22 protein-coding genes, 2 tRNA genes and 1 pseudogene are annotated in these 19,442 nt (G+C 57.9%); 18 read left to right on the forward strand and 7 right to left on the reverse strand.

Translation table 11 applies throughout. The features are described 5' to 3' along the window. Positions 1 to 93: pseudogene (locus HMPREF3096_RS29595) on the forward strand (acid-shock protein); the annotation flags it as partial. Positions 94 to 233: 140 nt separating this feature from the next. On the opposite strand, the gene HMPREF3096_RS18740 reads toward HMPREF3096_RS29595, so the two are convergent. After that, positions 234 to 812 carry an LOG family protein gene (locus HMPREF3096_RS18740; RefSeq protein ID WP_008804612.1) on the reverse strand — a complete coding sequence of 193 codons (579 nt, stop codon included), beginning with the start codon at positions 810 to 812 and terminating at the stop codon, positions 234 to 236. A 254-nt stretch (positions 813 to 1,066) separates the two neighbouring features. On the opposite strand from HMPREF3096_RS18740, the gene HMPREF3096_RS18745 reads away from it, so the two are divergent. Together HMPREF3096_RS18745 and HMPREF3096_RS18750 are read left to right on the forward strand one after the other, a co-directional pair. Next, positions 1,067 to 1,143 (forward strand) — tRNA-Val (locus HMPREF3096_RS18745). Between the two features lie 4 nt (positions 1,144 to 1,147). After that, positions 1,148 to 1,224: transfer RNA gene (locus tag HMPREF3096_RS18750), tRNA-Val, on the forward strand. A 661-nt stretch (positions 1,225 to 1,885) separates the two neighbouring features. Here HMPREF3096_RS18750 and HMPREF3096_RS31520 read toward each other — a convergent pair. Both HMPREF3096_RS31520 and HMPREF3096_RS18755 read right to left on the reverse strand, forming a co-directional pair. Next, complete coding sequence (locus HMPREF3096_RS31520) at positions 1,886 to 2,365, reverse strand: hypothetical protein (protein WP_142669095.1); 480 nt, start codon at positions 2,363 to 2,365, stop codon at positions 1,886 to 1,888. 169 nt (positions 2,366 to 2,534) lie between these two features. Beyond that, positions 2,535 to 3,287 carry an SDR family oxidoreductase gene (locus tag HMPREF3096_RS18755; protein ID WP_008804607.1) on the reverse strand — a complete coding sequence of 251 codons (753 nt, stop codon included), beginning with the start codon at positions 3,285 to 3,287 and terminating at the stop codon, positions 2,535 to 2,537. 98 nt (positions 3,288 to 3,385) lie between these two features. Here HMPREF3096_RS18755 and HMPREF3096_RS18760 point away from each other — a divergent pair, with 98 nt between their 5' ends. After that, positions 3,386 to 4,312 carry an AraC family transcriptional regulator gene (locus HMPREF3096_RS18760; protein WP_032730545.1) on the forward strand — a complete coding sequence of 309 codons (927 nt, stop codon included), beginning with the start codon at positions 3,386 to 3,388 and terminating at the stop codon, positions 4,310 to 4,312. On the opposite strand, the gene HMPREF3096_RS18765 is transcribed toward HMPREF3096_RS18760, so the two are convergent. Beyond that, complete coding sequence (locus HMPREF3096_RS18765; RefSeq protein ID WP_064169277.1) at positions 4,309 to 5,193, reverse strand: LysR substrate-binding domain-containing protein; 885 nt, start codon at positions 5,191 to 5,193, stop codon at positions 4,309 to 4,311. The two genes, HMPREF3096_RS18760 and HMPREF3096_RS18765, sit on opposite strands and share 4 nt — an antisense overlap. Before the next feature lie 156 nt (positions 5,194 to 5,349). Between HMPREF3096_RS18765 and HMPREF3096_RS18770 the strand changes: the two genes are divergently transcribed. After that, positions 5,350 to 5,865: a DUF4286 family protein gene (locus tag HMPREF3096_RS18770; RefSeq protein ID WP_008804604.1), complete on the forward strand. Its 516-nt coding sequence runs from the start codon at positions 5,350 to 5,352 to the stop codon at positions 5,863 to 5,865. A gap of 7 nt (positions 5,866 to 5,872) precedes the next feature. Further along, positions 5,873 to 6,709 (forward strand): MBL fold metallo-hydrolase, encoded by an 837-nt coding sequence (locus tag HMPREF3096_RS18775; RefSeq protein WP_032730549.1) that lies wholly within the window; start codon positions 5,873 to 5,875, stop codon positions 6,707 to 6,709. Between the two features lie 71 nt (positions 6,710 to 6,780). On the opposite strand, the gene HMPREF3096_RS30965 is transcribed toward HMPREF3096_RS18775, so the two are convergent. Then, complete coding sequence (locus HMPREF3096_RS30965; RefSeq protein ID WP_012541503.1) at positions 6,781 to 6,930, reverse strand: hypothetical protein; 150 nt, start codon at positions 6,928 to 6,930, stop codon at positions 6,781 to 6,783. Positions 6,931 to 7,331: 401 nt separating this feature from the next. On the opposite strand from HMPREF3096_RS30965, the gene HMPREF3096_RS18780 reads away from it, so the two are divergent. The 4 genes from HMPREF3096_RS18780 to HMPREF3096_RS18795 all read left to right on the forward strand — a co-directional run bounded on the left by HMPREF3096_RS18780 (position 7,332) and on the right by HMPREF3096_RS18795 (position 9,993). Beyond that, positions 7,332 to 7,766, forward strand: coding sequence for a winged helix-turn-helix domain-containing protein (locus HMPREF3096_RS18780; protein ID WP_050887084.1), 435 nt, complete (start codon positions 7,332 to 7,334; stop codon positions 7,764 to 7,766). Between the two features lie 45 nt (positions 7,767 to 7,811). Continuing rightward, the gene (locus HMPREF3096_RS18785; protein ID WP_032730551.1) at positions 7,812 to 8,528 is read left to right on the forward strand and encodes a hypothetical protein; all 717 of its coding nucleotides are present in this window, start codon (positions 7,812 to 7,814) and stop codon (positions 8,526 to 8,528) included. Between the two features lie 84 nt (positions 8,529 to 8,612). Further along, positions 8,613 to 8,822, forward strand: a complete 210-nt coding sequence (locus tag HMPREF3096_RS18790; protein ID WP_004202908.1) for a YdgH/BhsA/McbA-like domain containing protein — start codon at positions 8,613 to 8,615, stop codon at positions 8,820 to 8,822. Positions 8,823 to 8,976: 154 nt separating this feature from the next. Then, a complete protein-coding gene (locus HMPREF3096_RS18795) occupies positions 8,977 to 9,993 on the forward strand; it encodes a zinc-dependent alcohol dehydrogenase family protein (protein ID WP_198580178.1) in 1,017 nt (338 codons plus the stop codon). Between the two features lie 36 nt (positions 9,994 to 10,029). Here HMPREF3096_RS18795 and HMPREF3096_RS18800 read toward each other — a convergent pair whose 3' ends face one another. Beyond that, positions 10,030 to 10,665 carry a carbonic anhydrase gene (locus tag HMPREF3096_RS18800; protein ID WP_008804599.1) on the reverse strand — a complete coding sequence of 212 codons (636 nt, stop codon included), beginning with the start codon at positions 10,663 to 10,665 and terminating at the stop codon, positions 10,030 to 10,032. A 249-nt stretch (positions 10,666 to 10,914) separates the two neighbouring features. On the opposite strand from HMPREF3096_RS18800, the gene HMPREF3096_RS18805 reads away from it, so the two are divergent. Then, positions 10,915 to 11,544 carry a LysE family translocator gene (locus tag HMPREF3096_RS18805; RefSeq protein ID WP_022065489.1) on the forward strand — a complete coding sequence of 210 codons (630 nt, stop codon included), beginning with the start codon at positions 10,915 to 10,917 and terminating at the stop codon, positions 11,542 to 11,544. 4 nt (positions 11,545 to 11,548) lie between these two features. Here the strand turns inward: HMPREF3096_RS18805 and HMPREF3096_RS18810 are convergent, their stop codons facing one another. Further along, positions 11,549 to 12,319, reverse strand: coding sequence for a DeoR/GlpR family DNA-binding transcription regulator (locus tag HMPREF3096_RS18810; protein ID WP_012968026.1), 771 nt, complete (start codon positions 12,317 to 12,319; stop codon positions 11,549 to 11,551). Between the two features lie 90 nt (positions 12,320 to 12,409). Between HMPREF3096_RS18810 and HMPREF3096_RS18815 the strand changes: the two genes are divergently transcribed. The 7 genes from HMPREF3096_RS18815 (at position 12,410) to HMPREF3096_RS18845 (ending at position 19,438) form a co-directional block, all read left to right on the forward strand. Further along, positions 12,410 to 12,793 (forward strand): VOC family protein, encoded by a 384-nt coding sequence (locus tag HMPREF3096_RS18815; RefSeq protein WP_070544544.1) that lies wholly within the window; start codon positions 12,410 to 12,412, stop codon positions 12,791 to 12,793. Positions 12,794 to 12,824: 31 nt separating this feature from the next. Beyond that, on the forward strand, positions 12,825 to 13,508 hold the full coding sequence (locus HMPREF3096_RS18820; protein WP_012541497.1) for a CatA-like O-acetyltransferase, family 1: 684 nt from the start codon (positions 12,825 to 12,827) through the stop codon (positions 13,506 to 13,508). 270 nt (positions 13,509 to 13,778) lie between these two features. After that, positions 13,779 to 15,005, forward strand: a complete 1,227-nt coding sequence (locus tag HMPREF3096_RS18825) for an SfnB family sulfur acquisition oxidoreductase (RefSeq protein ID WP_064169278.1) — start codon at positions 13,779 to 13,781, stop codon at positions 15,003 to 15,005. Position 15,006: 1 nt separating this feature from the next. Next, positions 15,007 to 15,681 (forward strand): methionine ABC transporter permease, encoded by a 675-nt coding sequence (locus HMPREF3096_RS18830; protein WP_008804593.1) that lies wholly within the window; start codon positions 15,007 to 15,009, stop codon positions 15,679 to 15,681. Between the two features lie 32 nt (positions 15,682 to 15,713). Beyond that, positions 15,714 to 16,490: a MetQ/NlpA family ABC transporter substrate-binding protein gene (locus HMPREF3096_RS18835; protein ID WP_008804592.1), complete on the forward strand. Its 777-nt coding sequence runs from the start codon at positions 15,714 to 15,716 to the stop codon at positions 16,488 to 16,490. A 52-nt stretch (positions 16,491 to 16,542) separates the two neighbouring features. Next, on the forward strand, positions 16,543 to 17,586 hold the full coding sequence (locus HMPREF3096_RS18840) for a methionine ABC transporter ATP-binding protein (RefSeq protein WP_039103697.1): 1,044 nt from the start codon (positions 16,543 to 16,545) through the stop codon (positions 17,584 to 17,586). Between the two features lie 148 nt (positions 17,587 to 17,734). Continuing rightward, positions 17,735 to 19,438, forward strand: a complete 1,704-nt coding sequence (locus HMPREF3096_RS18845; protein WP_064169279.1) for an ABC transporter substrate-binding protein — start codon at positions 17,735 to 17,737, stop codon at positions 19,436 to 19,438. Positions 19,439 to 19,442 lie beyond the last annotated feature (4 nt).

The raw sequence follows: 19,442 nt of genomic DNA on the forward strand, positions 1-19,442 counted from the left end.
AAACCGGCAGTCGCGCAGAAAGCGCAGGCTGCAAAGAAACATCATAAAGCGGCACACCACGCAGCTAAACCGGCGGTTAAACCGGCGGCATAATGGTCAGGGCGTTAAGGTGATAAACCGGCGCAGAACAGCGCCGGTTTTTTTTCAGGAGGACATCATGCTGCAACGCTATCGCTTCGAATTGCTGCTGTTACTGCTCATCGTCTGCGCGCTGTTTACCCTGCGCTTGATGTTTAAATAGCGGGCTGCTGAACCCATTTACGGGCCGGCGGCGTATAGTCGCGAAAACCGGCGATAATCTCGTCTGCCGAGGTAGCAAACGGCAGCATCTCCGCGTAGCGCGGGTGCATAAATCCTTCCCGTACCATGTTGTCGACCATCGCCTGAAGCGGATCGTAATAACCCTTGATATTCAGGAACGCGCACGGTTTCTCATGGATCCCCAGTTGCGCCCAGGTCCATTGTTCGAAAATCTCTTCGAGCGTCCCCGCCCCGCCCGGCAGGGCAATAAAGCCATCCGCCAGCGCCGCCATTTTGGTTTTCCGCTCGTGCATATCCTCGACCACATGCAGCTCCGTCAAGCCGCGGTGGGCAATTTCCCGCTCCACCAGGCCGCGCGGCATCACGCCGATCACCACGCCACCGGCCTCCAGCGCCGCATCGGCGACCGCCCCCATCAGACCGACTTTACCGCCGCCATAGACAAGCGCCAGCCCCTGCTGCGCCAGCGTACGTCCGACCAGACGGGCGGTGTCGAGATACAGCGGATGTTCGCCAGCTGAAGAACCGCAAAAAATACCAATCGATTTCATCTTCGTTATGACTCCTTCTCTTCTGGTGGCCGATAATTTAACACAACGGCAACCGTACCGCGCAGAGTTAGACGGGCAGAAAAAAGCGAGTCATGACGCTCGCTGGCGAAGAAATATCCTTGTGGTTCAGTAAAATATATCCGGAATGGGTAAAAGTTCCGCAATCGCATGCAATGTGCAAGAAAAGTGACGTTTACCTCTTGCCACATCCTCTCCCTGCCGCTAATATGCGTCCCCGTTGTCACCACAACATTGCGTTCGTAGCTCAGTTGGTTAGAGCACCACCTTGACATGGTGGGGGTCGTTGGTTCGAGTCCAATCGAACGCACCATAATGCGTTTATAGCTCAGTTGGTTAGAGCACCACCTTGACATGGTGGGGGTCGATGGTTCGAGTCCATTCAGACGCACCAATCAGTTATCCTTCTGTAATTTCTGTGTTTTATCACCTGCCCCCCGATGGTATTGCTGACTTAAAATGTTGTGTATTGGCAAAGATTTTTCCTTGCATTTTCCACACTCGTGCAGGGGAAGCCAACCCTTTTAAGTACATTTTTGAGCACATCGAAATGGCGCTTTAAGCCACAAACGGTGGGGAATGTGTCATTGCAACAAGGCATTTTTTCCCGGCGGAAAACATTTCAGGCTTTAAAACTCCGGGCACTGACGTGACAGAATACTGCAGACAAAACTAAGGTGACGACTATGCCATTAACCGACACGGCCATTCGTAATGGCGGCTACTCCCCCAAATGACTCGCTGACCGATATGGATGGCCACTCCCTGTCTGTCAGCAAATCAGGAAGCAAAAATGACAATTTCACTACTATCATAACGGAAAACAATGCCGCATGAGTTTCGGCCTCTAACCTGAAATTTCACTCAGTGTGGCCAGAATTTTACGTCATGAAGCCCGTTCACAAATTGCACAGGGTTTCGTTCCTCAGATTCAGACAAAATTAACGCTGGCAAAACGACACTTCAAGTATTTGAAAGGGCACCCATCACACTCATATTTTTACTCCACAGTCATGAGCATCAAAAATCGATCAACAGACCACGCCGTTTAATTTTTAATGATAATCATTCCATTCATCATAAATATATGCATATGCAAATCGATATATCAGATACCCCACCAGGAATTCCACAACTGAAAGTAAACCCCAGAGAAATTTATATTCATTTACTGAGAAAAAAAAGAACCAGCCAGCCAGCGCGATACCCGAAGTACCTAATCCCATACCTGCTCCCCTGATAACACGGGAAAGTATGATGAGTAATGTTCGTTTTATCTTCATAATCCACCAAAGAAATATTCCATACTGAAAACTATTCCCTGGCGTAAAAAAGCGAGCGCGCGGTACAGCAGGGATGAAACCCTGCCATAGTAGAATAAAGAAAGTCCAGCCCCGACCGGGCCAGAATAACTTTTTAAGATTAACGCCCGAATTACATTGAGAAATTACATATAAAAGACCTGAGCCATTGATGATGTCATAATATGGCGGGCGGTTCGCACATATCCAGAATAAGCGGCGAAAACGCACCATGAAATACATTGCTTTTCTGATTTACATCAGTAAGCGCCGCCTGACCGTTATGTCGTATAACCCGCTAATATTATCCAGACGATACTGACAGGGATAATATTCCCCCGCCATAAAGCGCAGCGGCAGCTTGCGCACCTACCGTCTGACAGACAAAACCCGCATATTGTCTTCAGACACGGCGAAGACTGGCCTGCGCCATCGCCAGGGCATCTTCCCCTGCCGGCAGCCGCGAAGGGGCCTGAGGATCGTTCACCATCCGCCAGACGGCCTGAGCCACATCGACAGCCTGCGTCACGCTGGCGTTATCCTGGATGCTGTCGAGGATCTGCTGGCCGAGCGCCGCATAGCTCTCCGGGAGCTGGCCCATCGTTCGACGAGCGTTTTCCCCGAAGCGGGTCTGCGGGGCGCGTCCCGGCAGGATTAGCCCGACGCGAATATTAAAAGCACGGAGCTCCAGCGCCAGCGACTCCGTGAAGGCATTCACCGCCGCCTTACTCGCGGTGTATACCGCCAGCAGGGGCATCGGTTGCAGGGTGACCGCCGAGGTAATGTTAACGATGGTCCCGCTTCGGCGCGCTCTGAACCGGGGGATCACCGCCTGGGTCATGGCAATCGTTCCCAGGGTATTGGTGGCAAACAGGTCTGCTATCGCCTCGCGCGACGCGCCCTCCAGGGCATTAAGCATCCCCACCCCGGCGTTGTTAACCAGCACATCAATCTCTCCGGCTTCGGCAATGGCCTCGGCGATACTCTGCGCCGAAGTGACGTCAAGACGCACCAGCCGCAGACGGTCGCTGGCGGGCAACACACCTTCCTGCGGAGCGCGCATCGTGGCAATAACCTTCCAGCCTTGCTCGAGAAAATAACGCGCCGTCTCCAGGCCAAAACCCGATGAACAGCCGGTGATCATTATCGTTTGCATATCTCTGTCTCCGAATGGCTTCTTCCTTTTGATCATAGACAGGCCGTGTCGGACGATATAGGGTCAATAATCCATCATTCTTTAGCAGGAGTCCGGAAATGAGCGATCCGTTGGCGGAGGTTATTGCCATGCTAAATCTCAGAGCGGTGCTGACCAAAACCGTTGAGGGGGCGGGAGACTGGCGAGTGATACGCTCGGACCAGGGGTTGTCATTTTATGGCGTCGTGCTGGAAGGCGGCTGTCGGCTGGAAATAGACCAGCATGAGCCGCAGATCCTGCGCGCCGGGGATTTTATTCTGATCCCGGCGGCGTACCGCTTCGCGCTAACCAGCCTGACCCCGCCCCCTTCACCGGCGCTGGAGACCATCCCGGTGCAACTGGCGGAGGGACACTTTCGGCTGGGAGCCCTCGACAAGCCTGCGCAGATGCAGGCGCTGATTGGCCACTGCGCTTCCGGTTCAACGAACGCCAGCCTGCTGGCCTCGCTGTTGCCAGCCTTTGTGGTGGTCCGCAATCAACCGCGGCTGGCCACCTTTGTCGGGCTGCTGAAAGAGGAAGCGCAGGCGGATCGCGCGGGCAAATCTTTCGTTCTGGCGCGGATGGTTGAGCTACTTTTTATCGAGGCCATCCGTTCCTCCGGCACGCTCGCCACCCCCGGTCTGATGCGCGGGCTGAGCGACCCGCGGGTCGCCCAGGCAATCCGCCTGCTGCATCAGGCCCCCGCCAGACGCTGGACGGTCAACGCCCTGGCCGCCGACTGTGCGCTGTCTCGCTCGACGTTATTTGAACGCTTTACCGACCTGACCGGGATGACCCCGATGGGCTATCTGTTAGGCTGGCGAATGACCCTGGCCATGCAGTGGCTGAGCGAGACGGGCATCAGCATTGCGGATATCGCCGAGCGCATCGGCTATGGCTCGGCCAGCGCGTTCAGCGTAGCTTTTACCCGTTATACCGGGATATCGCCGGGGAAATATGCCCGCCAGCGGGCGACGCAGCCTCCCCCCGGCCCAGCCCTGACTTAACCGGCTGCAATCTCCGTCTGCAGCCAGCGCTCAAACACTTGCAGCGCCAGCTCCCCCTCCCCGCCACCGGGTTTGATCAGGCAGAAGCGCTTAGCCAGCGTCGGGGAGCCCGGCCACGGGGCAACCAGCGTCCCGGCGCGCAGCTCGCTTGCCACATACATCTTCGGCACCAGCGCCACCCCCTGCTGACTCAGTACCGCGGCGATGGCCATCTCATGCAGATCGTAGCGCGGCCCCTGCGCCGGATTATCCAGCGCCAGCCCGCATTCCCGGGCATAGAGCAGCCAGGCGTCAGGGTTCTGCCGCCGGTGAATGCGCGGCAATCGGTTCAGTTGCCCGGGGAGCTCGTCATTCGTCAGCAGCGCCGCATGACAGACCGGCAGCAGATACTCCTCGAACAAAAAGGTCACATCCATGCCAGTCCACGCCGGGTGATCAAAATGGATGGCGGCATCAAAACCGCTGCCCGGGAGGATGAAGGGATCGCTGCGGGCGGCAATATTGACCACGATATGCGGATGCTGCGCTGCAAAGCGTCCAAGCCGGGGGATTAACCAGCGGCTGGCAAAGGTGGGGAGCACGGCGATCTCCAGACTATGTCCATCGGAGGGCATCCCGCTGACGTCGTGGGTATCCCGCTCCAGACGGGCGAGGATCTCGCGGACCTGGCGGGCATAGCGGGCGCCAGCCGGATTGAGCCGCACCCGGCTCCCCGTCCTGTCGAAGAGTTTACTGTCGAGGAGCGCTTCCAGACGGGCAATCTGCCGGCTGATGGCCCCTTCCGTTAACGCGAGTTCCGCCGCCGCGCGGGCAAAGTTGCCGTGACGGGCAGCGGCCTCAAAAGCCAGTAGCGCAGCGCTGCTGGGGATTTTACGACGCATAGCCAATGCTCCTTGTGCAGGCTCACCGAAAGTCAGTGACAGAATATCACTGACCATTGAATTAACATCGTTTTTCAGCGCCATTTTTAGCCGATAGGATGATGAAAAGTCACTAAAGCGCTTTGCGCGCTCAATCATCTGTCCATCGAGGTCACTATGCTCTATGTCGTCGAATGCGCCTACACCGATCCCCAAAGCGAAACAGCGTGGAATACCTTTTACAATCAGGAAAAACTGCCGGCGCTGGTCTCTGTGCCCGGTTTTTACGCCTCTCAGCGCTTCCGCGCCCTCAGCGAGGAGTGTCCCCGCTACCTGGCGCTGCACGATATCCACGATGCTACCGTCATCGACAGCGACGCCTACCGCCGCAACGGAGGCGGCCATTTTGCCCGCTGGCAATCGGCGATCACCGACTGGCACCGCCACCTCTATGTTGCAGATAGCGGCGTGCGGGAGGTCCGGTCTGATGAGGTGCTCCTGCTGAGCGATACGCCTCAGACGCTACCCATCTCCCCGGCAATCGTCCTGCTGCCTGGCGGCCTGGCGACGCAACAAACCCGGTATGCCGCCATCGTCCCGCGTGACGACCTGCATCACCTGGCCACGGCTGCCGCCGTCTTTATCTATCAACCCATCACCGCCCGGTTACGTAACCCGGCGCAACGCGCGTGAGGTCGCCATGACACCAGCTCCCTTTTATACGTTGACCGCAGGCGACCTGACGGTGACCGCCGTCAGTGATGGTCAGATGTCGGCGCCACTGTCCTTACTCTCGGGTATCACGCCTGAGGAGGCGGAGCGCCTGCAGCGGAACGCCGGGTTAGCCTCACCGGAGGCCATTGCGATCGGCGCCTATCTTATCCGCGGACGCGGGCACACCGTACTGGTGGATACCGGCACCGGGGGAGTCAATGGCGTCGGCGGTGCGCTTATCGCCACTCTGGCGCTGCTCGGCGTACGCCCTGAGGAGATTGACACCATCCTCCTCACCCACGCGCACCCGGATCACATCGGCGGGTTGCTGACGGCAACCGGCGCCCCGGCGTATCCCAACGCCACGGTGTTCCTGCCTTCGCGGGAACGCGCTTACTGGCTGGCGGCATCCACACTGGACAACGCCAGCGATCGCGGCCGGCGCAACGTGCTGCTCGTCCACCGCGTACTGGCAATCTGCGCGGCGCAAATTCGCGAAGTTGATGGTGAGGAGACGGTCGCCGGGATCCACCCGTGCCCTCTGCCCGGCCATACGCCCGGCCATACCGGGTATCGTCTCGAGACGGGCGATACCTCGCTGCTCATCTGGGGGGATATTGTCCATTTCCCGACCATTCAGACCACCCGGACGTCGGTGTCGGTCGCCTTCGACGTCGATCCTGAACAGGCCCGACAAACCCGGGAATGTCTGCTGCGCCAGGCCGCCAGCGAACAATGGCTGATCGCCGGCATGCATCTTGGTCTGCCCGGCTTTGCCAGGGTGGTGGAGACGCCTTATGGTTATCTGTTGCAGTCGGTGTAAAGGTCGCAGAGGTAAGCCCTGCTTGTCCGCAGGGACAAGCAGGGCTTTATGTCAGGGGGTTGGGCAGGCCGCTAACTGCGGCTTTTCCAGGCTTTTTTGCTTTTGCAGCTGGCTTTGGTGGCGACCCACGGGTGGCGTAGCTGAGTCAACTGAAGATCCTGGGAGGCCGGGCTGGCCGACCAGCGTTTGTTACACAGAGGCTTACGAGTTGCAATGACCATAAAAACGCTCCTGAAAAGTAATGAACAATTCCCTGGGTAGTTCCATAAGTTCAGAATCAGCTTATCATCGCGTAACGGAAGTTATTTCAATCTTTGTTTTACTATGTAAATGGTGAAAGCCTCCTGAAATGAGCAAAATTGATCTAGATCAATATAAGTGCATTTAGTTTTTCCTGACACCTATATATTCAACCGCTTACCAGCGGCTGACGTTTGTTTAAGACTTTTCCTATACCATACAATCCTGCAGAGCAATAATCATTTATCAGATTTTTATTCTACTTATGTATACAAACATGGTTATTTGTTTTGATTATTCTAACAAATAAAATTCACTTGGTCAGTCAGCAGCAGGCAGGTACTCTGCACCGGCAATAACTGGATTTGTCAGGGAGTGGTGGATGACTAAGGGCTATAAACTGCTTGGCTATAAGTTAGCAGATAATATTTTCTACTGCCTGCATCATCGGGAAATTATCGCGCTGCGAGGGACGCGAACGCAAGTTCAGCTACGCAGTACCATGGCCTGTTTACTGGAATATCTGTTGGCGCATGGCAGAGAACGGGTGGTCAGCGATGAAGAGTTGATGATTAACGTCTGGGAAAAAAATAACCTTCGCCCGTCTGCGCAGCGATTATGGCAGGTTATTCAGACGTTAAAATCCCGTCTTAACCAGGCAGGCGTTGAAAGCGCATTAATTATTCGGGTCAAGTGCGCAGGGTATTATATTAACAATGCTGTCGTAGCCGAAATTTACTCATTCAAACCACCGGGCATGATGAATTATATTAATGCCTCGCCTGCTGATATGAATAAACTTCTGGTACGCAGCTAATCCCCTCTCCGCGCCGTTTACATCGCTTGTAACAGGGTTTATCCGTTGAATATTTTAATTCACAGCAATAATCTTTTTTTTAATATCGGCCTCGCCCAGTGTTTCAGAGATATTCAGGAGACCCTGCCCGGGCTGAACATTATTCATTCGCTGCCACTCAGCCATTTTCCCGATCCGGCTGGGCTGGATGTGATTATTTTATCGCTGGAAAACTTTCACGATTATCAGGCCGCCGCTGAATTAGCCCTGCGTTATCAGAGTCTGGTGGTCGGCTTTACCTCGGCCGGCAACGTGAGGCGCGGACGCGCCTTTTTCGCGGATACCCTCCTGTGGGTTAGCCAGCGGGAAAGCGTTCCGGAGGTTGGCCGCCTTTTGCGCAGGCTGGCCGATCGTCGCTGGCCTCTGGTGCCGCGTCATCAGCGTCAGAGTACCTCTTCCCGTCAGCGAGCGCCCCTCAACCTTCTGGAAAGACGGATAATCGCCGCCACCATGAAGGGACAGTCGGTGAATCAACTGGCGGCCACGTTGGGGATCAATCGCAAGCGAGTCTATAACGGACTGGAACGGATTAAGGTTAATTTTCACCTGGTCAGCCATGCTCATTTTCATCATTTTATGATCTCCGGGCCAACGTTTAACCCGCTCTCAACCGACCTTGCCAGTTTTACGCCATGGGCAAAGCCTGCCCGACAGCGGCAGGCCGCGTTGCACACGGCGGAAAAACATTCATATTATTTGAACAAGATTCGCAAATTGTTTTGATTTTAGCCTGCAACATTCAAGCGTATTCTTTACCACATCAGGGCGAAAAGCCCTTTATCAGACACCAGATTAAGGAATACGACCATGAAATCCATCAAAACTTTCGTTGCAGTTGCGGCACTGTCTCTGTTCTCTTCTGTCAGCTTCGCCCAGAGCGTCAGCGCTACCGCCTCGACCCTGGACCGGGCTGAAGCAAAAATCGCCGCCCAGGCCGCGGAACAGGGTGCATCCTATAAAATCACCAGCGCCCAGTTTAATAATCGCGTCCACATGACGGCTGAACTGAGCAAATAAGCCTTTTAGCCGTTAGCGATAAATACAGCGCCGTTTTTAACGGCGCTGTATTTTTTTCCGCCTTTCCCTTTTCAGCGTTTTGCCGACAGGCATGCTGTGGCGCTCGCTCCATTGCCGACCAATACTGACTGTATCCTCCAGAAAAGAGAGCCTGATGATGAAAGCCTGGACAGTCAAAAAACCCGGTTCGCTTGAGAACCTGCAGCTTGTCGATCTTGCTGACCCCGGGGCGCCCGCTGCAGGAGAGATCCGGGTGGCGCTGCACGCCACCTCGCTGAACTACCATGATTTGCTGGTCGCAACGGGGGTAATTCCCACCGCCGATCGGCGGATCCTGATGGCGGATGGCGCCGGCGTGGTGGAAGCGGTTGGCGCCGGAGTGAACGAATTTCAGCCGGGTGACCGGGTGGTCGCTGGCTTTTTCCCGCAGTGGCTGGATGGCCACCCCGGTCCGCTGGTGAGCGACTTCAGTCAGACCCCGGGCGATGGCGCGGAGGGGTTCGCCTGCCAGTATGTAGTCAGGCCGGCCAGCCATTTTACCCATGCGCCTGAGGGGTGGAGTTTCAGAGAGGCGGCAACCATCACCACCTCCGGTCTTACCGCCTGGCGTGCGCTGGTCGTCGAAGGACGGTTAAAAGCAGGCGATACGGTGCTGACGCTTGGTACCGGCGGCGTGTCGATAACCGCCCTGCAGCTGGCGAAAAGTATGGGCGCGCAGGTGATCGTCACCTCGTCGTCAGATGAAAAACTCGCCCGCGCTCGCGCCCTGGGGGCCGATCATCTCATCAATTACCGCACCACCCCGGCATGGGGCGCCGCGGTGCAGGATATCACCGGCCATCGAGGGGCCGATCTCATTCTGGAGCTGGGCGGTCCGGGCACCCTGGGGCAGTCGTTCGAGGCGGTCAGTGTTGGCGGACACATCGCCCTGATCGGCGTCCTGACCGGCTTCGAGGGCCATGTCCCCACCCATCTGCTGATGAGTAAACAGGCCCGACTGCAGGGGCTGGTGGTGGGTAATAGACGGCAACAGCAGGACTACGTCAACGCCCTGAACCTGCAGGCGTCGCGGCCGGTTATCGATAAAGTGTTTGATTTTACAGCCTTACCGGATGCCTTTCGCTATCTGCAAAGCGGCGCCCATTTTGGCAAAATTTGCGTGGAGTGGTGAGGGGATGAACAGGGCCTCCGTGCCCTGAGAACGGCTTTATTCGAAGAAGACGTCCGGATTTTCCGACAGCGAAACAAAGGATTTCGTGTTTTTATCCAGCGCCTGAATGTCGCCGCTTTCAATGTCGTAGAACCAGCCGTGCAGGCGCAGGGTATGGTCGCGCAGACCGACCGCCACCGACGGATGGGTTTTGATGTTGTTCAACTGAGCGATGACGTTTTCCTGCACCATGCCGTTGACCTTATCGGTTTCGCTGGCCCAGGTTTTCTTTTCCACCACTGCTTTCGCAGCATCAGCATAGCGCAGCCAGTGGGACACCGCCGGCATCGGCTCAAGGCACTGGCAGGTGGCGATCGCTTTCATCGCGCCGCAGTTGGAGTGGCCGCAGATCACGATATCCGTCACGCCCAGCGCAACGACGGCATATTCGATGGTAGCAGAAACGCCACCTGGCTCCGGCCCGAAAGACGGCACGATATTCCCGGCGTTACGAATGACAAAGAGCTGTCCCGGCTCCTGCTGGGTTACCAGTTCAGGCACCAGACGGCTGTCTGAACAGGAGATGAAAAGCGCTTTGGGATTCTGGCTGGAGGCCAGGCTACGGAAGAGCTCTTTACGCTGGGGGAAGATCTCTTTCTGGAAGTTGAGGAAGCCCTCAATGATATGTTGCATAGCAGTGTCTCTTCTCTGTAGTTATTACGGTATGACAAAGATCACAGTTATTCAGTTTACCATTGATGACAAGAATGGGAATCGTTATTCAAACAGTTGCGCAGAAAACGCGCGCCGCCACCGCCCGCGCCGCCCTGCCTTATCCACACCTTTTTGACGTGATTTCCTGAACCAGTTTGCTACTCTGTCTACCCCAACCGTTCACAGGTTACCGACCGCCTGCCGGCGGCGGACATCACAGGAGTCGCTATGTTCTTATCCAGCCTGATGGCCATTGCCGCGGTGCTGATCATGGGCGTGATCAGTCCCGGCCCAAGCTTTATCTTTGTCGCGCGCAATGCCGTCGCTCGCTCGCGCGTGCACGGTCTGGTGACCGCCCTCGGTACCGGCGCCGGCGCCGCCATTTTTTCCATTATGGCGATGCTGGGCCTGCAGAAGGTGCTCACCGCGGTGCCGGAGCTGTTCATTGGCCTGAAGGTGGCGGGCGGGCTCTACCTGTTATGGCTGGGTTATAAAATTTTCCGCGGGTCGGCGCAGCCGATGGACTTTTCCGCCAGCGGCATGGCTGGCAACCATTCACTGCTGAAGACCTTCCGCGATGGGCTGTATACCCAGCTGAGCAATCCCAAAACCGCGCTGGTGTTCGCCTCAATTTTTACCGCTCTGCTGCCAGCGCAGATCCCCATCGCGTTTTACTACATCGTGCCGCTGATGAGCTTTCTGATTGACGTCAGCTGGTATTCGCTGGTGGCGCTGGTGCTGTCTGCCGATCGACCGCGGCGCGTCTACCTGCGGCTGAAGCGGCGGATCGACATCGCCACCGCGACGGTGCTGGGGGCGCTGGGCCTGCGGCTTATCGCCACCTCCCTCACCCGCTAACGGGTTACACGGTATGGATGCGAATATCGTGCTGCTGAAAGGCAACGCGATATTCGCGACTGATGTTCTCTTCCACCACCAGCACATCGATATCGCTGCTCGCGGCCACCACAAACCGTGCCACTGCCGGAATTTTATCCGAGGTCAGGCCGATGATAATTTCGCTGCACTGCTTAATCACCGCTTTCTTGAACTCGCAGTCGGCGTAGTCAAAACCGGTCAGGCCCGACTCTGGCGCCATGGCGCAGCCGCCGATAAAACCTTGGTCGAATAACATGCCCTGCACCTGAGCCACCGCCGCGGCGCCGACGCAGCCGCCGCTCGCCCGCTGCACCTGGCCGCCGAGGATCACCACGTCATACAACGGTTTTTTCACCAGTACCGCGGCGATCTCCGGGGAGTTCGTTACCACCGTCAGCGCCAGCTCAGCGGGTAGCGCCTCGGCCATCGCCAGATTGGTGGTCCCGGTATCGACGAAAATCGTGCCGCCGGGCTTCACCAGCCTGGCACACTGTTGCGCGATCCTGACTTTTGTTGCTCGATTTTTATCTTTCCGTTCACTGTAGTCCCCGGCCTCCGGCAGGCTCAGCACCGCCCCGCCATACACCTTTTTACAGAACCCCTCGCGACTGAGCTCATGCAGATCGCGGCGGATGGTGTGCTCCGACACCTGAAGCCGCGCCGCCAGCTCCGCGCACACCACTCTGCCGTTTTCCTGCAGGATCTGGCAAATCAACGCTTGTCGCTGTTGGGGAAAAGCAGCATAATCGAGCACGATAACTCCTTAAATTATCAAAAACGAGCAACAGCAAGCATGATCGTCTGCGCTGCTTTGATTGTCAATGTTCCTGCCCGGAGGTTTACCATGAAAATTGCCCATTTCGCCCTGTGGACCCAACAGCTCGACGTCCAGGCCCGCTTCTGGGTGGAGTTCTTTGCCGCCAGCATCAATGAAAAATACCTCAGCCAGACCAACCCCGGCTTTGCCTCCTATTTTGTCACCATCGAGGACGAGGTGGTGATCGAGCTGATGACCAAGCCTGGCCTGCAGCCGGCCAGCGCGGATAATAACCATACCGGCTGGGCGCATCTGGCCCTCTCGGTAGGCGGGGCGAAACAGGTCGATGCCCTCGCCCAACGCGCCGAGGATGCGGGGATACTGGTTTCGCCGCCGCGTACCACCGGCGACGGCTATTATGAGGCGGTGATCGCCGATCCCGATGGCAACCTGATTGAAATCGTCGCATAGTCAGCAGACCGCCAGTATTCAGGAGGCATTCATGGCACGTTACCGAATTATCGACACCGCGACCTGGCCCCGCCGGGACCATTTCACCTTTTACCGACAATTTGCCAACCCCAGCTTTAACCTCTGTGTCCCGATAGCGGCGCAGCGCCTGTACGAATGTGCGAAGGACCGTCGGGTCTCGTTTTTTCAGCTCGCGCTCTATGCGCTGCTGCGCGCGGCAAACGGAGTACCGCAGCTACGGCAGCGCGTGCGCAATGATGAGGTGATTGAATATGACAGCCTGGCGGTAATGACGCCGGTGATGACCGTCGAGGAAGGATTCCGCCAGGTATGGTGCGACAACGCCCCCGAGTTCACCACCTTCAGCGATGCGGCAACGCCGAAGATCGTCGCGGCAAGAGAGACAACGCCGGCGCCGCTCATCGTCGATGGCGAGCATTTTATCTGCGCCAGTTGTCTGCCGTGGCTCCACTTCACCTCGATGACCCATGCGGAATATGCCGTAGGCGCGGCGGTGCCCGCGCTTACCTGGGGGAAACTACAGAACGGCGTGATCCCGGTGGCCGGGCGGTTTAACCATGCCTTCGTCGACGGTCTCCACGCCAGCCGCTTTTTTGCTCTCGTGGAAGAGGGATTTAGCGACCCCGAGCGGCTCTGGCAACCGTTAACCGAGACCGCCCCCTCACTGCTCGCCCCTGCGGCAAAGAAACGCTGAGGCCCTCGCCACGCTCACCGCCTGACTTCCTTCCTTCGGTCCGGCGGTCGCTTTCCTCTCCTGTTGCCTTTGCAACAGCCGGCGCAAAACGGCGCTGCATTTGCAGCAGTCCGCTCCATCAGCTGACATAGCCAACCCGCTTCCTATCACGACTGCGCCTTCCTCTCTCACTGGCACGTGTTTTGCTTACCCACACATATAACCCACAGGCATTATGAATTATTTATTTATCTAATTTGTGCATAAGCTATTCACTGAATAAGAGAGAAGATGATGTCAGCCAATTCACCCGCACAGCCTTACACCCAGTCCACGCCGCAGGCGCATATTATTGCCAGCGATGCGGAAGCCCTCGCCATCGCCCATGAGATCGCCGCCGTGCTCAAACCCGGCGCCGCCGAGCGCGACCGGACGGGCATTGTCCCGGCGGAGATCGTCAACACCTATTCCAACAGCGGACTGTGGGGCATCACGGTGCCGCGCCGCTTTGGCGGCGCCGAGGTCTCGGCCGCGACCCTCGCGCAGGTTATCGCCATTCTCTCTGCGGCGGATCCGTCGTTAGGCCAGATCCCCCAGAACCACTACTGCCTGCTGGAGGATATTCGTCTGCAGGGCAGCGACGACCAGCAGGCGTTCTTTTTCGCCCAGGTATTACAGGGCTATCGCTTCGCCAATGCCCTGTCGGAAACCGGGGGGAAAACGGTCCTTGATATTCGTACCCGTATCGAGGAAGGCGCAGACGGTCTGCGGATCAATGGTCGTAAAGGCTACTGCACCGGCTCGCTGTACGCCCACTGGATTGGCATTCTGGCGCTGGACGCCGACGATCGCGCCCAGCTCGCTTTCGTCCCCCAGAACAGCCCGGGGCTGACGGTGGTCAATGACTGGGCGTGCCTCGGTCAGCGCACCACCGCCAGCGGCACCGTGCTGGCGGATAATCTTCCGGTCAGTCCTTTCCACCTTTTTCCAACCTGGAAGTCCTACGCCAGCCCGACTCTTGCCGGCCCCTTCGCCCAGTTGACCACCGCGGCAATAGATGCCGGGATCGCCCGCGCGGCGCTGGACGATACCGTGGCGTTCGTGCGCCACAGCGCCCGGCCGTGGATCGACGCCGGTGTGGAGCGGGCGAGCGACGATCCGCTGACTATCTACCATATCGGTCAACTGGACAGCCGCCTTGCGGCAGCCGACGCGCTGCTGGAGCGGGCGGGACGGGTGCTCGACCGCTATAAAAATGACCTCAGCGAGGAGCATGTCGCCGAGGCGTCGCTGGCCGTCGCCCGCGCCAAAATCTGGACCACCGAAGTGGCGCTGGAGGCCGCCAGCCGCCTGTTCGAGCTGGGGGGCACTCGCGCCACCGGTGAGTCGCTCAACCTCGACCGCCACTGGCGCAATGCCCGGGTGCACACCCTGCACGACCCGGTTCGCTGGAAGTATCAGCTGCTTGGCAACTGGGTGCTGAACGGCATTCGCCCGCAACGACATGACTGGAACTGATATGACGAGTCTGCTGGCGTTTTTCGCGGAAATCGACTGGAACGATGTGGCCCAGGCCGCCCTCGATACCCTTACCATGCTGGCCTGGTCGCTGGGATGGACCGTACTGCTGGGGCTTCCGCTGGGGATTGTGCTCTATCTCACCGGCGAGCCGCGTTTGCTGTACGCCCCGCGCCTTTACCGCCTGCTGTCATTGTGTGTCAACGTGCTGCGATCCCTGCCGTTCATCATTTTACTCATCGTGATGATCCCGGTAACCACGTTGCTGACCGGCACCTCGCTGGGGGTGGAAGGAACCATTCCGCCGCTGGTCGCCGGCTGCGCCCCGTTCTTCGCCCGGCTGGTGGAAACCGCCCTGCGCGAAGTGGAGCACGGCCTGGTGGAGGCCAGCTGGTCGATGGGCGGCAGCACCTGGCAGCTTATCTGGCACACGCTGCTGCCGGAGTCGCGGGCCGGGCTGATCGCCGCCGTGACCGTGACGGCCATTTTGCTGGTCGACTACACCTCGATGGCGGGGGTGATCGGCGGCGGCGGGCTGGGCGATCTGGCCATTCGTTTTGGTTATCAGCGCTTTCAGACTGACGTGATGGTGGTCACCGTCCTGATGCTGATTGCGCTGGTACAGCTTCTGCAAATGAGCGGCGACCGCCTGGTGCGCTACGTCAGCCGCAAATAACTTACCCTTCTTGGTTTCAGGAAATCACTATCATGAAAAAATCCATTATTGCCGCCGGACTGCTGGCCCTCTTCTCCACCGCAGCGCTGGCTAACGAGACGCTGATCGTCGGCGCCACGCCGGTGCCGCATGCGGAAATCCTTGAATTTGTGAAGCCGGTGCTGGCAAAGGAAGGCGTCGATTTACAGGTCAAGGTGTTTAACGATTTTATTCAGCCTAACCAGCAGTTGGCGGAGAAACACCTCGACGCCAACTACTACCAGTACCGGCCATTCCTCGATAACTACAACCAGACCCGCCACACCAACCTTGTACCGGTGGTGGGAGTGCATATCGAGCCCTTCGGCGCCTACTCCAGCAAATACACGACCCTCGCCGCGGTGCCTGACGGCGCCACGATCGCCATCCCTAACGATCCGGTGAACACCGGCCGCGCGCTGGTGATGTTAAGCAACGCCGGGCTGATTACCCTCAAGGATCCGCACAACCCGCAATCGGCAACCAAGGACATTACCAGCAACCCGCATCACTTTAAGATCCGCGAACTGGAGGGCGCCATGCTGGCGCGCGCGGTGAAGCAGGTCGACCTGGCCTTTATCTTTGCCAACTATGCGCTGGAGGCCGGTATCGACACCGATAAAGCGTTGCTGGTGGAAAAAGGCAGCGATCTGTACGTCGAATATCTGGTGGCGCGCCCGGACAATATTCAGGACCCGGGCATTCAGAAGCTGGCGCAAGCGCTGCATTCGGACGCAGTTCGTCAGTTCATTCTGACGCGTTATCAGGGCAAAATTTTACCTGGATTCTAATCACCGCGGGCAGCGGCGTCAGCCGCTGCCCGGGCTAACGGAGCGCATCATCGTGACGCATATCCCCGCCCCACCGACCCACATTGAGTTTGCTGGTATCAGCAAAGCCTATCCTAACGGCGTGCAGGCGCTTCAGGACATTGACCTGACCATCCGTCAGGGCGAAATTTTCGGCATCATCGGCCGCAGCGGCGCCGGAAAATCCACCCTGCTGCGCCTGTTTAATCGTCTGGAAAATGCCGACAGCGGCGAGATGTTCATCCACGGCGAGTCAACCGTGCGCTACTCCACGCGCCAGCTGCGCGATCTGCGTCGGCGGGTGGCGATGATTTTTCAGCACTTTAACCTGATGGCCACCAAAACCGTGGCGCAGAACGTCGCCTTGCCGCTGAAGATGGCTGGCGTCCCGGCCGGCGAACGCCAGCGTCGGGTCAGCGAGATGCTTGAGCTGGTGGGCCTCAGCGCGCTGCGCGACAGCTACCCGGCCCGCCTCTCCGGTGGCCAGAAACAGCGGACCGGCATCGCCCGGGCGCTGGTCACTCAGCCGGAAATTCTGCTGTGCGATGAGGCAACCTCGGCGCTGGATCCGGAAAACACCCTGTCGGTGCTAACCCTGCTCAAGGAGATTAACCAGCGCCTGGGCCTGACAATCGTGCTGATCACCCACGAAATGGAGGTCATTCGCACCCTCTGCGATCGGGTCAGCGTGCTTGAGGGCGGGCGCATTGTCGAACAGGGCGATGTCTGGCGCGTGTTTGGCAACCCGCAGCACCCGGTGACGCGCGCCATGCTCGGCCTGCAGCACCCCGATCGCCCGGAGGCCGGGCCACCGCTGCGCGACGGCGAGCAGATCGTGACCTTACGTTTTGACGGCAGCAGCGGTCGCGAACCCAATCTGCAGCATATCGCCAGCCTGCTGGGAGGCGACGCCCGACTGCTGTACAGCAACTGCGAGCGCATTCAGGGCCGGGTGATCGGCCAGCTGCAGGTCCGGCTGAGCGGGCCGCTGGCCGCCAGCGCGCTGGCGCAGGATGGCTGGGTCGCAGACAGCATTCTGACCCACCATCATCAGACAGCGGAAACCACTGCTTCTTAGCCATCGAATGGGATTATATTCCCGATCCTTTGCTAAGGATAATTAGTTATAAATCATAGCATTTCAGTGTTAGACAGGGCGAAGTGCGCCTCTTATCTTTCGTCATGAATTGTAAATAACCACGCAATTATTTGATGAGGTAGCACTTTTGTCCAGATTACAACAAGGATTAAAAACCCGAAAAACCCGCTTCGCCCTGGCGCTAAAAGTGGCCCTGCTCGGCGGCGTGGTAGCATTTTCTTCTGTTGCCCATGCGGAAGGGATCCTGAAAGAAGGCATCACCCCGGCCACCGACGCCAGCCAGATCCCGGCCAGCGCCAAACTGCGTAAAGACACGGTGGTGGCCGGGATCTCCGAGCCGCAGGGGATCTTTAACCCCTACTTTTTCGTCAACGGCTGGGATGAGAACGTGACTAACGTCATTTTTTCACGCCTGATTGACTGGGACAGTCAGGGTAAGCTGGTCCCGGGACTGGCGGAGAGCTGGACGGTCAGCCCGGACAGTAAAGTCTATACCATCAAATTGCGCCCTGGCCTGACCTTCAGCGACGGTTCACCGCTGACGGCGGAAGATGTCGCCTTTACCCTGACGGTCCTGCTCGACCCCAAATATGATGGCGATACCGACATCACCCTGGCCAATATCGCCGGCGGCGCGGACTACAAAGCCGGCAAAGCTGACAGCGTCAGCGGCCTGAAGGTCATCGACCCGCTCACCCTGCAGGTGACCACCACGCAGCCAGGCGCCACCACGCTGGCCAAAATTGGCGGGCCGGTGCTGTCGAAAGCCTGGTACGGCAAAGGATATCAGCGGGGAAATCTCGACTATCTGCGTTCACTGCACGGCAAGCCACTGGGCAACGGCCCTTACGTGTACGACAAATACATTCCCGGTCAGGAAATACGCTTCCATGCCAATAGCCATTTTTACCGCGGAACACCGCCAACACCGCGCTTTATCTACCGCGTGACCAATCCGTCGACCAACTTCCAGCTGTTCCAGACCGGGGAGACCGACTATGACGCCTTTACCTCACGCCCCGACGATATTGAGCAGCTGAAAATGCTCGGCTTCGCCAACATTAATCTTTACGGCTCCAGCGACTACAGCCAGGTGGAGTTCAACGTGCATCGCCCGGCGCTGCAGGATAAGCGCGTGCGCCAGGCGCTGATTTACGGTCTGGATCGGCAGAAGCTGATCGACGTGGTCTATCAGGGGTACGGCAAAGTCGCCATCGAGCCGATCGCCCCGATCTCCTGGGCCTTTAACGCTGAAGGCGTCAACCCTTACCCTTACGATCCGGCACAGGCCAAAAAGCTGCTGGATGAGGCCGGCTGGAAACCTGGCGCCGACGGTATCCGCGCCAAAAACGGCCAGCGCCTGGAGCTGACCCTGCTGGTGAGCAAGAAGGTGCTCAACGACGCTCTGATCCCCATCGCCAAGGAGAACTGGCGGCAGATTGGCGTACTGCTGAAGCCGCAGGTGGTGGATTTCAATGCCCTGATGGCGCAGCGTAAAGCCGGAAATTACGATCTGGCCTCCTTTAGCACCAGCACCCTCAACGACCCGCACGATGGGGTATGGGATTTTTACAGCAGCGAAGCTAAAGAGTCCGGCTACCATAACGCGGAAGTCGATAAGCTGATTAACGCCGGCAACGCGGTGCTCGACATTGAACAGCGCAAGCCGATCTACCACCAGCTGTATAAAGTGCTGGCCGACGATCCGCCGGTGATCCTGCTTGGCTATCGCGACATTCTTTCCGCCAGCAGCGCCCGCGTCAGCGGCTTTAAGCCGGATATCTACAACGGCCTGACCGGCAGCCTGCCGGATGTAAAAATCGTCAAGTAAATCC

Source organism: Klebsiella sp. HMSC25G12, from assembly GCF_001807705.1.
Classification (GTDB): domain Bacteria; phylum Pseudomonadota; class Gammaproteobacteria; order Enterobacterales; family Enterobacteriaceae; genus Klebsiella; species Klebsiella variicola.

Excerpts from the sequence above, each read along its gene's own strand:
- HMPREF3096_RS18740 (WP_008804612.1), bottom strand. The coding sequence starts at position 812 with ATGAAATCGATTGGTATTTTTTGCGGTTCTTCAGCTGGCGAACATCCG.
- HMPREF3096_RS31520 (WP_142669095.1), bottom strand. The coding sequence starts at position 2,365 with ATGGTGCGTTTTCGCCGCTTATTCTGGATATGTGCGAACCGCCCGCCA.
- HMPREF3096_RS18755 (WP_008804607.1), bottom strand. The coding sequence starts at position 3,287 with ATGCAAACGATAATGATCACCGGCTGTTCATCGGGTTTTGGCCTGGAG.
- HMPREF3096_RS18760 (WP_032730545.1), top strand. The coding sequence starts at position 3,386 with ATGAGCGATCCGTTGGCGGAGGTTATTGCCATGCTAAATCTCAGAGCG.
- HMPREF3096_RS18765 (WP_064169277.1), bottom strand. The coding sequence starts at position 5,193 with ATGCGTCGTAAAATCCCCAGCAGCGCTGCGCTACTGGCTTTTGAGGCC.
- HMPREF3096_RS18770 (WP_008804604.1), top strand. The coding sequence starts at position 5,350 with ATGCTCTATGTCGTCGAATGCGCCTACACCGATCCCCAAAGCGAAACA.
- HMPREF3096_RS18775 (WP_032730549.1), top strand. The coding sequence starts at position 5,873 with ATGACACCAGCTCCCTTTTATACGTTGACCGCAGGCGACCTGACGGTG.
- HMPREF3096_RS30965 (WP_012541503.1), bottom strand. The coding sequence starts at position 6,930 with ATGGTCATTGCAACTCGTAAGCCTCTGTGTAACAAACGCTGGTCGGCC.
- HMPREF3096_RS18780 (WP_050887084.1), top strand. The coding sequence starts at position 7,332 with ATGACTAAGGGCTATAAACTGCTTGGCTATAAGTTAGCAGATAATATT.
- HMPREF3096_RS18790 (WP_004202908.1), top strand. The coding sequence starts at position 8,613 with ATGAAATCCATCAAAACTTTCGTTGCAGTTGCGGCACTGTCTCTGTTC.
- HMPREF3096_RS18795 (WP_198580178.1), top strand. The coding sequence starts at position 8,977 with ATGATGAAAGCCTGGACAGTCAAAAAACCCGGTTCGCTTGAGAACCTG.
- HMPREF3096_RS18800 (WP_008804599.1), bottom strand. The coding sequence starts at position 10,665 with ATGCAACATATCATTGAGGGCTTCCTCAACTTCCAGAAAGAGATCTTC.
- HMPREF3096_RS18805 (WP_022065489.1), top strand. The coding sequence starts at position 10,915 with ATGTTCTTATCCAGCCTGATGGCCATTGCCGCGGTGCTGATCATGGGC.
- HMPREF3096_RS18815 (WP_070544544.1), top strand. The coding sequence starts at position 12,410 with ATGAAAATTGCCCATTTCGCCCTGTGGACCCAACAGCTCGACGTCCAG.
- HMPREF3096_RS18820 (WP_012541497.1), top strand. The coding sequence starts at position 12,825 with ATGGCACGTTACCGAATTATCGACACCGCGACCTGGCCCCGCCGGGAC.
- HMPREF3096_RS18825 (WP_064169278.1), top strand. The coding sequence starts at position 13,779 with ATGATGTCAGCCAATTCACCCGCACAGCCTTACACCCAGTCCACGCCG.
- HMPREF3096_RS18830 (WP_008804593.1), top strand. The coding sequence starts at position 15,007 with ATGACGAGTCTGCTGGCGTTTTTCGCGGAAATCGACTGGAACGATGTG.
- HMPREF3096_RS18835 (WP_008804592.1), top strand. The coding sequence starts at position 15,714 with ATGAAAAAATCCATTATTGCCGCCGGACTGCTGGCCCTCTTCTCCACC.